Below are 13,238 nucleotides of genomic sequence, written 5' to 3' on the forward strand. Positions count from 1 at the left end.
AAGTGGATTGGAAAGATGGCTGCAAAGACAGTTGACTTGGCAGTTGTAGGGCACTTCTCACTTGACACCCTCTCTCTGCCCAGCCGTGCCCATCCCTTCAACGTTTTAGGCGGTCCTGCAGCTTACACGTCTTTTGCTGCAAAACGCCTTGACGCTGCCGTCTCCGTCATCAGCAAGGTCGGCGCGGATTTTCCCGATGCATATTTTTGGTGGCTCCAGCAGGAAGGCATTGATGTTTCTGGCGTTGTTAAACAGTCTAATGCGCAAACCACTCGTTACGAGTTAACCTACGGGAAAGAGCTTGGTGAGCGTTCTCTCAAACTTTTAACTAAAGGTCCGCCAATAACCCCCTTGGATTTACCCAGTGACCTCCATGCTAGAGCCATCCACATTGCACCCATCGCCAACGAAGTTTCCCTTGAGGTTGTTGAGAAACTCAAAGGATGCTGTGATGTCTTCTCGCTTGACCCTCAGGGGCTAATTCGAAGCTTCGACGAAAACGGCAATGTGAATGAAAATGGTGTTGTGGAAAACGAGATTTTTAGCCTCATTAACATCTGCAAATCTTCGCAAACTGAAATCTACGCTTTAACCGGCGAATCAGACCTCAAAGCCGCCATGCGGGCTATTCATGATGTCGGCGTCGAAACCGTCATCGTCACGTTAGGCGTTAAAGGCTGTGTGCTCTCTGTGGAGGGCGCTCAATATGTTGTTCCTGCTTTTCTTTCGGAAGTGGCAGTTGACCCCACAGGTGCAGGTGACGTATTTATCGGAGGTTTCCTCACCGAGTACCTCAAAAATAAAGAGTCGCTTTGGTGTGCTGCGGTTGGTTCTGCTGCGGCTTCTTGCGTGGTTGAAGGCATAGGTCCCACTTACTTCGGCGAAAAAGAAGAGATTTATCGCCGTGCTCATTGTTTGTATGAAAAGGAACTTAAGCAATAGACGTATATTTACGGTAATTAAACGATGTTGTGAGCGTGGACTAATGGGTCGCATCGAAAAAGGCGAAAAATGCAGTGTGTGCGGCAAAGAAGCCGTCCGTTCAATTTCAGCTGACAAAGTCAAAGCTGCCGGTTTACGCGTAGGCAGCGACGATAAACGTGCTTTCCTTTGTAAGGATCATTATAAAGAATATAAGAAGAAAACCAAGAAAGAAAAAACCATTGATAAATGGCGCTATGGTCGCTAGAGGAACCTGTCATGCGTATCTTACAGTTACATTCTAACTTTATTGTTTTCAAACCCATCGAGAAAGAAATCAACATAGCCGAAGAGGCATCCAAAGAAGAGAACCGCGTTGAAGAAGTCGTCGTGTTATTCACCGCCATAGAAGAAGGCGACAACTCCGCGTTGGCGCAGAAAGCCATCGATGACGTGCGGGCTTTTTTAGGCAAACTCAAAGTTAACCGCATCCTCATTTACCCCTTTGCGCATCTTAGCAGCAAACTCTCTCAGCCCTCACAGGCTTTGGCAATAATTAAAGACATGGAAGCCTACGCCAAACAGAAGGGCATAGAAACCTACCGTGCACCGTTTGGCTGGAACAAACAATTCACCGTATCCATCAAAGGGCACCCCTTAGCGGAGCAAGCCCGTAGCTACGCACCCCTGCCCGTTGCTGAGGTAGAAACCGCGGTGCCTTGTGTAGCCAAAAAAGAAGAAGAACCCGTCTCAGCCGCGTTAAAAGCAGAAGACACCATGAAATCCTACTGGCACATCCTTCAAACAGACGGCTCATTGGTGCCTATTGAGGAATACAAATTCAAGGGCAAAAGCAACCTTCAAAAGTTCAGCCAATATGAAATCAAAAAGACCCGCGCAGTCACCGTCATGCCCCCTCATGTGCCGTTGATGAAGCGGCTTGAAATCGCCGATTACGAGCCCGGAAGCGACCCCGGCAACGTCCGCTGGTATCCCAAAGGACGCATGATAAAATCACTCCTCGAACAGTACGTGTCTGCCCGTGTGGCAGCGTATGGCGGCATGGAAGTCGAAACCCCAATCATGTATGATTTCCATCACCCCAGTCTCGCAAGCTACCTCAACCGCTTCCCCGCACGCCAATACATCCTAAAAAGCGAAGACAAAGAACTCTTCTTACGCTTCGCCGCCTGCTTTGGGCAGTTCCTCATGGCGCACGATGCCCAATTTAGCTACAAGCAGTTACCTGTCAAACTCTACGAACTCACCCGCTACAGCTTCCGTCGAGAAAAAAGCGGCGAAGTCGTCGGTCTCAAACGCCTCCGCGCGTTTACCATGCCTGACTGCCACGCCTTCTGCGCTGACCTTGACCAAGCCAAAAAAGAATTCATGATACGCTTCAACCTCTGCATTGACGTGCTAGACAACATTGGTTTAGTCAAAGACGACTACGAAATTGCCATGCGCTTCACCAAAGACTTCTACGCTGAACATAAAGACTTCATCACGGAGTTGGCGCAGAAATTCGGTAAACCCATCCTCGCCGAAGTCTGGAATGAACGGTTCTTCTACTTCGCGCTAAAATGGGACCTCAACTTCGTCGATAACCAAGACAAAGCTGCAGCGCTCAGCACCGACCAAATCGACGTAGAGAACGCTAAACGTTACGAAATCACCTTTGTGGATGAGAAAGGCGAAAAGCAGTATCCGTTGATTCTTCACTGTTCGCCCAGCGGCGCCATCGAACGCGACATATACGCGTTGCTTGAGAAGGCGTATCGCGAGCAGATGACGGGCAAAGCGCCTATGCTGCCCCTTTGGCTGTCTCCGACTCAGGTGCGCCTAATCCCCATCTCGGATAAGTTCCTTGACAAAGTTGACGCCCTAGCAGCCCAAATCAGTCAGCACAACATCCGCGTGGACATCGATGATTCCTCCTCTACGTTGCAGAAGAAGATTCGTGAAGCTGAACAGGAATGGGTTCCATACATCATCGTGGTGGGCGAGAAAGAAATCGAATCTGGCACTTTGTCGGTTCGGGACCGTGAACAGAAGGGTAAACAAGAAGCCCTAACCGTTGAGCAACTGGTGACGAAAGTCTCAGAGAAAATTGCGGGTAAACCTTACAAGTCCTTGCCGCTGCCGATGTATCTGTCTAAGCGTCCACAATTCCACGGTTGATATATGAATTATACGTATCATCGACGCAAAATATATCAAAGATTTGGACACTAACAAACAGCTATCCAAGAAGTGGAAAACAAATGACCAATGAACTACAAATATACATAGACGGCACGTTTTACCCTAAATCAGAGGCTAAAATCTCTGTCTATGACCACGGGTTCCTCTACGGCGACGGCGTGTTTGAGGGAATCCGCGCATACAACGGTTTCGTGTTTAAACTAAAAGAACACGTTGACCGCCTCTACCGCAGTGCACACGCCATAACCCTAAAAATCCCCTTAACCAAAGACGAAATGGTAGCCGCAGTCGTAGAAACTCTACGCAAAAACAACATGAAAGACAGCTACATCCGCCTCATAGTCTCCCGCGGAGTCGGCGACCTCGGCCTTGACCCCCGTAAATGCCCCAAAGCCGCCGTCATAATCATCGCAGACACCATCAACATCAAAGCAGGCGACGCCAAAGAAACCGGCATAACAGTTATGTTCACTTGGGTTAGGCGAAATCCAGTTGACGCAACCACTCACGAAGTTAAATCCCTCAACTACCTCAACAGCATCATGGGCAAAATCGAAGCTAACGCATGGGGCGTCGACGAAGCCATCTGTCTTGAAGCAAACGGCTACGTCACTGAAGGTGTCGGCGAAAACGTCTTCATAATCAGGGACGGCGAAGTCTACACGCCTCCAGCAGCTACAGGAGCCCTTTCAGGTATCACCGCATCAGTCATAGTGAAGCTCTGCGAGAAACTAAACCTCAAACTCAACATAACAAACCTCACACCCTTCATGATTTTCACCGCAGACGAAGCCTTCTTTACTGGAACCGCCATGGAAATGGTGCCAATCCGCGAAGTCAACAAACGCCTAATCGGCGACGGCAAACCTGGCCCTGTCACAAAGAAGCTGCTAGCTGAGTTCCATAAAGTAATCGAAGACCCAGCTAACGGCACAAAAATCTAACTTTTCTTTTTGTTTTTTCTTTTGTTTCTGTTTATTTACTGATAGCCCTCAAAAATGGGCAACAACAAAATTGAAATCGAGAATTCTGGGTTTAGCAGACAAGCAAAAAGAGAAATGTTGAAGGTTTAACCGTAGCCTACGCGGCCGCGGCTGTCACTTTTTGCCTTCTTTTTCATGAAACCCTCCAAGGCATTGTATGCTTCTTCGAGTTCATGAATCGGCGGCAAAAACACAATCCGCGCATGGTCCTTGCCATACACGGGGTCGAAGCCCGAGCCGTTGACGATTAGGACGCCTGTTTCTTTGAGTAGTTGTACCACGAAATCCATGTCATTCTTCCATCTTTGGCCAATGCCCTCTATTTTGGGGAAGATGTAGAAGGCGCCTTCAGGTTTGGTGGTGGATATGCCTTCGATTTCGTTGAGACGTTTCCATGAGAAGTCGCGCCTCTCCTTTAGCCGTTCGACGATGTCTTTGACGAAGTCTTGGGGTCCATTAAGCGCGGCGGTGGCGGCGATTTGCACAGGTGTGTTGGCGCAGATGCGGATTCTGCACTGCTTCTCAACACCGTTTTTGAGTGCACTCAGCGATTGGCCTTCGCCTTTGAAATACATGTAGCCTAAACGCCAACCAGTCATTTGGTAGACCTTGGAGAACCCGTTTAACCCGACTACGGGTACGTCTTTGGTGACGTTGGCTGCGCTTACAAAGGGTTTTTCGTAGGTGAGTTGGTCATAGATTTCGTCGCTAAGCACGGGCAGGTTGTGTTCGCCTGCAACGTCAAGGATTGCTTTGATGGTTTTTCTGTCATAAACCGCGCCTGTGGGGTTGTTGGGGTTGATTATGACAATCGCACGGGTTCTCTCGGTTATTTTGCTGCGTAAGTCGTCGATGTTTGGTTGCCACCCTTCCGCTTCGATGGTCTCATAGCTAACAGGGGTTCCGTCGAAGAATTTGGTATAGCTGCTGTAGGGCGGATAGGTGGGTCCTGGGAAGAGGATTTCGTCGCCCTTCTCGACGATGGCGCCCAAAAGCATCTCGATGCCCTCAGAGATGCCCTCTGTCACCAGCACGTCATCGGCGGTGATGTCTACACTGTTAACTTTCTTTTCTTTATTCGCCACTGCCTGCCTTAGCTCAAGAAGACCCTCTGAGGGGGAATAATAGTTGTCTTCTTTGGCAATGGCTCTGCATAAGGCTTCTTTGAGGCTGGGTGGCGTTTTGAAATCGAACGCGGCGGGGTCGCCGATGTTTAGGTAATAGATTTTTTTCCCATTCTTTATGAGTTCTTTAGTGTGAACTATAACGTCGCGTATGGCATACTCAATGTTGCTTGCGCGGCTAGTGACTTTTATGGTTGCCAAAGTACGTTACCTGTAACCAAGACACTTGTCGGGTCCAAAAAATAAACATTGCTAACCCTAACCATTCCATATAGTGAGCTGTGCTTTTAAAGAAACATGTTGCCCCAAAAAAGCGGGGTTAAACGCGGTTAGTAGGACCGCGCAAAATAGGCTGTGTCTTTGGCTTTCTGTCCGCAGATGATGCAGGGCGTGGTGGGCTCTTCTCTTTGGAAGGGGATGACGCGGATGGTGGCGCCTGTTTCATCTTTAACTTTGGCTTCGCATGCTGGGTCACCGCACCATGCTGCTTTGAGGAACCCGCCTTTGGCTTCGAGTACTTGCTTAAACTCCTCGTAACTCTGCACGGCAGTGGTCTTGTCAGCAAGGATGGCTTTGGCTTTGGCGAGCATGCTGTCTTGGATTTCTTGAAGCAGCTTCTCTGCCGTTGCGAGTATGTCGGCGTCTTTAACGAAGGTTTTCTGTCCATTGTCGCGGCGTACCATGACGCATTGGCCGTTTTTGATGTCTCGGGGTCCGATTTCTATGCGGAGCGGAACGCCTTTGAGTTCCCACTGGTTGAATTTCCAGCCTGGAGTGTATTCTCCTCGGTCATCGAGAATAACGCTTAATCCTTTGGTTTGGAGGTCGGCTTGGACCTGTTTGGTTTTAGCGGCGATGGCTTCTGCTTCTAAACCTTTGAAGGGAATTGGGACAATGACAACTTGGATTGGCGCAACTTTGGGGGGCATTATGAGGCCTTTGTCGTCGCCGTGTACCATGATCATGGCGCCGATGAGTCGGGTGGTGATGCCCCAGCTGGTTTGCCACACGTAGTGGTCAGTTTTGTCTTCGCCGATGTATTTGACGTTGAAGACTTTGGCGAAGTGCTGACCTAAGTTGTGGCTGGTGCCCATTTGCAGTGCTTTACCATCGGGCATTATGGATTCGATGGCAGTGGTGTAGAGCGCGCCAGCGAACTTTTCGCTTTCACTTTTAGTGCCAAGCATAACTGGGATTGCCAAGTAATTCTCGACGACGTCTTTGTACATGTTTAGTGCCCAGCGGACTTCGGCTTCTGCGTCTTCGGCGGTGGCGTGGGCTGTGTGGCCTTCTTGCCAGAGGAACTCGCGTGTGCGCAGAAAGAGTTTAGTGGCTTTGGTTTCCCATCTTACGATGTTGCACCATTGGTTAATTTTAAGCGGCAAGTCCCGCCAACTGCGTATCCATTTGGCGTACATGGAGTACATGATGGTTTCGCTGGTTGGGCGGACTGCGAGTTTTTCATCAAGGGGTGTGTCGCCGCCTTGGGTAATCCATGCAACTTCAGGTGTGAAGCCTGCAAAGTGTTCTGCTTCCTGTTTGAGGAAGGCTTCAGGGATGAACATGGGAAAATAGGCGTTTCTGTGTCCAGTGGCTTTGATTTTTTGGTTAACAACTTCTTGGATTTTTTCCCAGACAGCGTAGGCGTCGGGGCGGATAATCATGCAGCCTTTGACGGGTGCGTAATCGGCTAATTCGGCTTTGAGGACGACTTCAACGTACCATTCGCTGAAGTCAACGTTTTTTTTGACGGTTACACCAGTATCAGACATGAAGATTCTCTTCTTGCAGTGTATTGCATCTGGCTAGATATAAAACCATAACGGGACCCAGCCTGCTAAAAAACCCGCTTGGAGCGGCAATGTAACCTAACAAGGAGGCAGCAAAGGAAATTAATCCTCTGTTGCAAGCCTAAATCCTTGGTATTCTAAATGTACCTTTGCTCGTTATCGCAGTACCAGCGTTGATACTGCTGAATATAGCGAATTGGGCTTCTGCAGTTGGGGCAAAGTGGCGTTTGAGTTGGCGGTGGGGGTGGTGGCGGAGGAAGAACCCGTGGCGTCTCGGCTTGAGTTTGGTTAAGTGGTGTTCCGCATGATGTGCAGAATTTTGAGTTGCCGCTATTAGCTGCGCCGCATTTCTGGCAGGCGCTCTGAGGAATCACCTTTTGGGTTTCTATGAGCACAAAATTTTCCGTTTGCGCTGTAGGTGTAGATTGAAGGTTGGCTTTTGCTTGGTTAATGGCTGCTGCCCACTCTTGATTGCTATTGCCGCCGCCTACAACATAAGCGTGGACCGGTTTGTTGCTGCCGATGCTGTCGACATGGATGTAGGATTCACCCATTTTCTTTCCAGCTTCTACAAGGGTTATGTTCTCAAGGGACGTATAGTAGCTGCCTTTCTGGGTTGAAAGTTCATCTATCTGCGCTTTGGAAACATTGGTTTTTATTGCTTGAGCTGCGAATACTCCGCCGATTCCCCACGCGAGTGCATGTGCAGCGCCTCCTTTTGAGATGTATACCAGTCTTTTGTTGGTTAGTATTAAAGTTCCTAACTCGGCAAATGCTCCTGCTTTTAGCCCCATGGTTGGCGGCGACTTGGATTCATGGTCCTTTACGCCTGATTCTTGTCTTAATATAATCTCGGCTTCTGACAACGTTACATCCTAGCGTTCATTTGATAGATTAGTGTTTTAAATCTTCTGTAAATTAATATTTAGTGACTTTTGTTTTCTGTTTCTATTTGGGCTGCTGCTTTGGGCGATTACTGCCTTCTGGCGGGGCATCTATTGTGTGTACATAAGAAAGAATTAAATAAACAGCCGCTGAATCTCTCTGCATGGCACCCAAAAAAAATCAGCGCAAACCACCCCCACCAAAGCCAAAGGCACGCTCACATGGCAAGCAAAAATCTAATCGTAACCTCCACATAGCATTAGGGATAATCATTATTGCAGTCATTCTTGTCGGCGCTTTCGTGGCGCTCTCAATTTTGGACACTCCCGCAGCGGTGCCTCCAACCAAGGTGCTGCTTCAAACCACCGCGGGCAACATAACCATTGATTTGCGAACTGACAAGCCCATTACGTCTGGCAACTTTATCAAACTCGTCAACGCAGGCATATACGACAATACAACATTCTATCGCACTGTTTCAGGTTTCATGATTCAAGGCGGACTAGGTACCGGTAACGTCGCCACCATAAAAGACGAAATCGGCACAAACAACCACAATGTCAACTACACCATCGCCATGGCAAAAACCAGTCAGGCTAACAGCGCCAGCAGTGAGTTCTTCATAAACGTCGGCGATAATAGTGACACAACCTTTGATAAAACCTACACAGTCTTCGGCAATGTCATTTCAGGTCAAGACGTATGTGATAAAATCGCAAATGCTCCCGCAACCGTTAATCCCAACATGCCTTACGAAGAAATCAGTCTTCCAGTAAACCCTGTGACAATCATTAAGGCTTCAATCGTACCTTAACCTCTACTATTTTCTTTGTTATTGTTGTCTTTTCTCAATAGGCATAATAGATAGGCTTCAAACTTGGTAATTGGGCAAAGCTTATGGTAGACCAAAAAACAAACCCAACAGACCCCTACAGTAACGGAGTCAAAGTTCTACTTCACACCAGCATGGGCGACATAACGTTGCAACTCCGCAACGACATGCCCATAACCACTGGCAACTTCACCAACCTCTCCAAAAACGGCACCTTCAACGGCACAATCTTTCACCGTGTCATCCGCGACTTTATGATTCAAGGCGGAGACCCCACAGGAACAGGATATGGCGACCCCTCAATCCCCGACATCAAAGATGAATTCACCAAGAAAAACTTCAACGATCGCGGAACCATCGCTATGGCAAACGCTGGTCCAAACACTGGAAGCAGCCAATTCTTCATAAACCTCGTCGACAACAACTACTTAGATAGCAAGCATCCGCAGTTCGGAAAAGTCATCTCTGGCATGGAAGTTGTTGATGCCATCGCCAAAGTAAAAACCAACCGCATGGATAAGCCGCTTCAAGACGTTGTTATAATCAACGCTTCGATAGTCCCGTAAAGGGCGAAAACAAAAATTAGGAAAAGTTAGTTACTTTTTCTTTTCTTCTTTCTCTTTGGGTTTTGAGCCGATTTCTACGACTTGGATACTTATTTGGTACTTTTTTCCTCCAGCTACCATTTTTCCTGTTCCATAGTATCCTCGGCTTCCGGTTTTGAAATCTTTCTTGTCGATTATGAAGTTTTGTTTGTCGCCGTTTAATTGGATAGTTGCCATATTTGGTTGGTCACTCATGGTTGTTTCTCCTCTCTTGTGTATTACTCGGTGTGCCTTTTCACCTTTTCGCTAAAATGTTTTCTTCGTTTTTTGAGGACGGCGCGGTAATCTATCGCTAACATAAAAATGAACGGTAAAGCCAAATAAAAAAGGGAAAAATACATGTTGCTAAACAAAACTGGAAAGGGCTTCGAAAGCAGGTCGGGACGCGCTAAATCTATCCCCACCTGTCCAAGCAGAGCCAAGACAGCTGAACCAGCCGCGGTTAACCCTAAACTGACCAGAAACTGAATAGATAAGCGACGTTCTTTTCCAAACATCAAGGACTCGATGCTGGCTGAGAGCACAAACATCCAGGCGAACCCACAGACAAACGTGGCCACGGCGGAGCTGGAACTAAGCCAGACGGCAACCAGCGGCATGGGGTCACTTAGCGCGGCGGTGACGCTGTTGATTGCGGTTTGGGTGAATATTTGGTAACTAACCATTAGCGCCCATGCTAAAACCAACGCTGCCCCGGTAACTAGGAGGTTTCTAGCCAAGTGGACTCCGAAGCGTAGAAGGTTATAGTCATTTTTAAATTTTGACTTCTATCCGCAAAAGGTGTTAGATGGTATGGTGGAGTTTTCGGGATTCAAAACCCTTAGAAAGCAATAGCTGTTACAGCGAAATGAATATGAAAAACTGCTGAATCATTATTGCTTGGGTTTTTGGTGGGTGTTTAGTTTGAGGCTCTTTATTTTAGACAACGGCTGGCTTGAAGGGGACTCTAACTGGATAGTAGCAATGTCAACTGTTGGTACACTCGAAAACAAGACGCCGCCTATAAAATGGATCAGCATACCCGTATACTGTGTCCTAATCGACGGGCCGGAAGGGAAAATCCTCTACGACACCGGTTGCCCCCCAGACGCAATGAGGGGGTATTGGCCGCCTAACTTAACCTCGATTTTTCCATACTACTATCATGATAATCAGCTCTTAGCTAAACAACTAACCTTAACCGGCACCGCTACTGAAGAAATCAAAACTGTGATTCTCTCACATCTACATCTCGACCATGCCGGGAACACCCACTTGTTTAAGAACGCCGAGTTCTATGTGCACAAAAAAGATTTTGACTACGCAAAGCAACTGGTGGCTTCAAGCCCTAACCCAGAGAATTATGGAGCATACGTTAAGGCCGACCTTAACCTTCCCCTAGATAAACTCCACTTAATAGATGACGATTACAAGCTCACTAACCGCGTCGAGCTTATTTCACTACCCGGCCACACCCCTGGCATTCTAGGCTTAATGGTGTATCTCAAAGAGGAGGGCACACTGATTTTTCCAGCGGATGCTCTCTACACCCAAGAAAACTATGGTCCCCCAACAAAAATGTCAGGAATAGTTTACGACTCTGTATCCTTCAGAGCCTCAATAGAAAAAATAAGAGCCCTACAGCAAAAGTACGATGCAAAAATCATGTTTTCCCATGATATGCCCTTCTTTAAGACGCTGAAACTGGCACCAAGATATTATCAGTAAAATTTTGAAGGAGTAATTGGTGCGGTCGCCGGGATTTGAACCCGGGATCATTAGCTTGGAAGGCTAAAGTCCTAAACCAGACTAGACGACAACCGCATTTGGTACTACTTCTATTTCCAATATCTGGGCTTAATTTAAGCTTATTGTACTGCTCTTTGGGAAGCATTTGAACACTCAATTCCTCCCTTGACCCATATTGGTTTCAACTGGTGAGAATTCTAAAACCTCATAAGGTATAGCAACCTAACGCTATTGGTGGATATGAGAAGAATAGCTGCTTTAGCGGTACTTGTTACAGTTTTTGTATTGGTTGGAACAGAGGTAATTGGTGGGGTGGAGGCTAACCCTTTTGGTTTTGCTAAGCAGATTGATGCTCCATTAGACGCTAAACCACCCGTTATTTCCATAAATAGCCCTCAAAATAACACGGACTATCCAGGAACGTTCAACATTAGCTTTAGTGTCATTATGCCTCAATACTACTCTAGATCTGCCATAGTCGATGTATTTTATACCGTAGATAATTCAACTGTTACTATACCCCATCAATTATGGACTCTTGTGCAGGGTCCCAATATTTGTCAATATAGTACTTCCATAATAACGCCTACTCTTTCTGCAGGTAATCACAGTCTAAAAATTAGGGCGATGGGTGCTTCTTATGACTTCCATAATTATTTCATCATTGATGGGTACTCTCAAGTCTATTTCTACTCTCAAACCTACTCTACTGTATCAGATAATAAAACTCAAAATAATCCGACCCCCACTCAAGACGCAGACTTAGACAACAATCAGTCTTTACCCACAATAACCGTACTGGAGATAATTAGCCTAACAGTAATAGTGGCAGTAGCTGCTGTTTCACTGGTTTACTTTAAGAGAACAAGGAAGAGGCATTCAAATGCACTATGAGTTTTGAACAAAAAGTTTCGGCCATAAAAGCAGAATTCCTGAAATTAGAAACGCGACTGCTGGAACTCCAACCATGACGCCGTAAAAAACACCGTCGCTACGGTATGCTCCTATGGTTCCGCCAGTGACAAACGAGAGGCACATTGCTATTATGATAAAGAGTGCCCCTGCGGAAACTTTGGTCTTTGTATTCACTTAGCCACCCTTTGCTCCTTATCATTGATTATTTCATATAAATTTTTATGTACATATTTTGCATTGCAAACATTTTTGTAAACTAAATATGTAATTCACTTCGGGTGAGGTGAATGGCCGGTTTCTCCGCGTGATGTTGATTATGCGTAAAATCGGCGGATTCGGCTCAAAAAAACCGTTTTTAGAATGGAAGAGTATATCTTTGCCCAGCATAAGATAGGTTTGATTTCAAGATGAGTTCCGATAAACCCACTAAAAGCAGGCAAAAAATCCCTGGAAGCCGCATGAAAATCCTTACCAAAGACGCCAAACAAATGGTCAACGGCCCCTATTACTGCCCCAAATGCCGTAAAGAGCTTCTCCAAATTTATGCAAGTACCAAAACCAAGGAAGTTTTCGCGGTCTGCAAATGTGGACTTGAGTGGCCCTTAACATATGCGCCCGTCTTTCAACCTATTGATTATTATAACAAATTCCGCGACGCTTGGAAAAAACAAAGCTACGGTATAATCAAAAAGTAACTCCTTGCTTTTGTGGCAGTTGTTCCATAAAAACAGGGCACCTCAGAAACATACTGCCTATTAGGGTGGGTGTGGCGTTGGTTGGAGTACACGTGGTTTGATTTGACTGAGGGAAAACTGCAATTCACACGGACTTTTCTTATTTTAGGCAATATTGCCCTTGGGCTTTGGGTTATGCTTGCTTGCATTGCGATATTATTCTACAACCCAGTTTTTGGGTGGCTGTACCTCATCTTCATGGTTATCATGATTTATGGCATCCTGCGTCGATACGGCTGTAAATGCTGTAGCCGCTGTAAACCCTGCACCGACGGATTCGGTAAAATAGCTGGCGCATTTTTTGCTCGCGGATTAATTAAGCGGGCAAGCATCGAAGAACGCCTAGATGCAGTTATCCTCATCTATTTCCTGCTGTTCCCCTTGCCCTTATTAGCTATCAGTATGAGCATCGCGTTGTCTTGTACGCCTCTTGAGGTTTTTGTGCTTGCATCCCTCTTGGCGTTGTCCATATACAGCTTGTCCACTTGGCGTAAGTTTAATGGGAAAAAGTAGGTT

Annotated in this window: 16 protein-coding genes and 1 tRNA gene; 10 read left to right on the plus strand and 7 right to left on the minus strand. The window is 46.8% G+C overall.

Features of this window, described 5'->3' with window-relative positions; all coding sequences use genetic code 11:
• Nucleotides 1-15 precede the first annotated feature (15 nt).
• The 4 genes from NWE92_01130 to ilvE all read left to right on the plus strand — a co-directional run bounded on the left by NWE92_01130 (nt 16) and on the right by ilvE (nt 4,070).
• On the plus strand, nt 16-942 hold the full coding sequence (locus tag NWE92_01130; GenBank protein ID MCW4028237.1) for a carbohydrate kinase family protein: 927 nt from the start codon (nt 16-18) through the stop codon (nt 940-942).
• Entirely contained in the window at nt 920-1,189 is a 270-nt protein-coding gene (locus tag NWE92_01135; GenBank protein MCW4028238.1) for a hypothetical protein, read from the plus strand. The genes NWE92_01130 and NWE92_01135 overlap by 23 nt, the downstream gene beginning before the upstream one ends.
• An 11-nt stretch (nt 1,190-1,200) precedes the next feature.
• The gene (locus NWE92_01140) at nt 1,201-3,102 is read left to right on the plus strand and encodes a threonine--tRNA ligase (protein ID MCW4028239.1); all 1,902 of its coding nucleotides are present in this window, start codon (nt 1,201-1,203) and stop codon (nt 3,100-3,102) included.
• Nucleotides 3,103-3,185: 83 nt separating this feature from the next.
• The gene (gene ilvE / locus NWE92_01145; protein ID MCW4028240.1) at nt 3,186-4,070 is read left to right on the plus strand and encodes a branched-chain-amino-acid transaminase; all 885 of its coding nucleotides are present in this window, start codon (nt 3,186-3,188) and stop codon (nt 4,068-4,070) included.
• A 125-nt stretch (nt 4,071-4,195) separates the two neighbouring features.
• On the opposite strand, the gene NWE92_01150 is transcribed toward ilvE, so the two are convergent.
• From NWE92_01150 to NWE92_01160, 3 genes are all read right to left on the minus strand, one after another.
• Nucleotides 4,196-5,434 (minus strand): aminotransferase class I/II-fold pyridoxal phosphate-dependent enzyme, encoded by a 1,239-nt coding sequence (locus tag NWE92_01150; GenBank protein MCW4028241.1) that lies wholly within the window; start codon nt 5,432-5,434, stop codon nt 4,196-4,198.
• A 128-nt stretch (nt 5,435-5,562) separates the two neighbouring features.
• Entirely contained in the window at nt 5,563-7,005 is a 1,443-nt protein-coding gene (gene proS, locus NWE92_01155) for a proline--tRNA ligase (protein ID MCW4028242.1), read from the minus strand.
• A 155-nt stretch (nt 7,006-7,160) separates the two neighbouring features.
• Nucleotides 7,161-7,889: a zinc-ribbon domain-containing protein gene (locus tag NWE92_01160; protein ID MCW4028243.1), complete on the minus strand. Its 729-nt coding sequence runs from the start codon at nt 7,887-7,889 to the stop codon at nt 7,161-7,163.
• A gap of 182 nt (nt 7,890-8,071) precedes the next feature.
• Here NWE92_01160 and NWE92_01165 point away from each other — a divergent pair, with 182 nt between their 5' ends.
• On the plus strand, nt 8,072-8,722 hold the full coding sequence (locus NWE92_01165) for a peptidylprolyl isomerase (protein ID MCW4028244.1): 651 nt from the start codon (nt 8,072-8,074) through the stop codon (nt 8,720-8,722).
• 83 nt (nt 8,723-8,805) lie between these two features.
• Entirely contained in the window at nt 8,806-9,306 is a 501-nt protein-coding gene (locus NWE92_01170; protein ID MCW4028245.1) for a peptidylprolyl isomerase, read from the plus strand.
• A gap of 30 nt (nt 9,307-9,336) precedes the next feature.
• Here the strand turns inward: NWE92_01170 and NWE92_01175 are convergent, their stop codons facing one another.
• The gene (locus tag NWE92_01175; protein MCW4028246.1) at nt 9,337-9,540 is read right to left on the minus strand and encodes a hypothetical protein; all 204 of its coding nucleotides are present in this window, start codon (nt 9,538-9,540) and stop codon (nt 9,337-9,339) included.
• A 23-nt stretch (nt 9,541-9,563) separates the two neighbouring features.
• Nucleotides 9,564-10,064, minus strand: a complete 501-nt coding sequence (locus NWE92_01180) for a hypothetical protein (GenBank protein ID MCW4028247.1) — start codon at nt 10,062-10,064, stop codon at nt 9,564-9,566.
• A gap of 184 nt (nt 10,065-10,248) precedes the next feature.
• Between NWE92_01180 and NWE92_01185 the strand changes: the two genes are divergently transcribed.
• Complete coding sequence (locus tag NWE92_01185; GenBank protein ID MCW4028248.1) at nt 10,249-11,052, plus strand: N-acyl homoserine lactonase family protein; 804 nt, start codon at nt 10,249-10,251, stop codon at nt 11,050-11,052.
• Between the two features lie 17 nt (nt 11,053-11,069).
• Here NWE92_01185 and NWE92_01190 read toward each other — a convergent pair.
• Nucleotides 11,070-11,148 (minus strand) — tRNA-Gly (locus NWE92_01190).
• A 159-nt stretch (nt 11,149-11,307) separates the two neighbouring features.
• Between NWE92_01190 and NWE92_01195 the strand changes: the two genes are divergently transcribed.
• Nucleotides 11,308-11,967: a hypothetical protein gene (locus tag NWE92_01195; protein ID MCW4028249.1), complete on the plus strand. Its 660-nt coding sequence runs from the start codon at nt 11,308-11,310 to the stop codon at nt 11,965-11,967.
• On the opposite strand, the gene NWE92_01200 is transcribed toward NWE92_01195, so the two are convergent.
• A complete protein-coding gene (locus tag NWE92_01200; GenBank protein MCW4028250.1) occupies nt 11,962-12,162 on the minus strand; it encodes a hypothetical protein in 201 nt (66 codons plus the stop codon). The genes NWE92_01195 and NWE92_01200 overlap by 6 nt on opposite strands.
• Before the next feature lie 233 nt (nt 12,163-12,395).
• Between NWE92_01200 and NWE92_01205 the strand changes: the two genes are divergently transcribed.
• Nucleotides 12,396-12,683, plus strand: a complete 288-nt coding sequence (locus tag NWE92_01205; GenBank protein ID MCW4028251.1) for a hypothetical protein — start codon at nt 12,396-12,398, stop codon at nt 12,681-12,683.
• A gap of 81 nt (nt 12,684-12,764) precedes the next feature.
• Entirely contained in the window at nt 12,765-13,235 is a 471-nt protein-coding gene (locus NWE92_01210; GenBank protein MCW4028252.1) for a hypothetical protein, read from the plus strand.
• Nucleotides 13,236-13,238: the final 3 nt, after the last annotated feature.

The sequence above is a fragment of the Candidatus Bathyarchaeota archaeon genome (genome assembly GCA_026014745.1).
GTDB lineage: Archaea > Thermoproteota > Bathyarchaeia > Bathyarchaeales > Bathycorpusculaceae > Bathycorpusculum.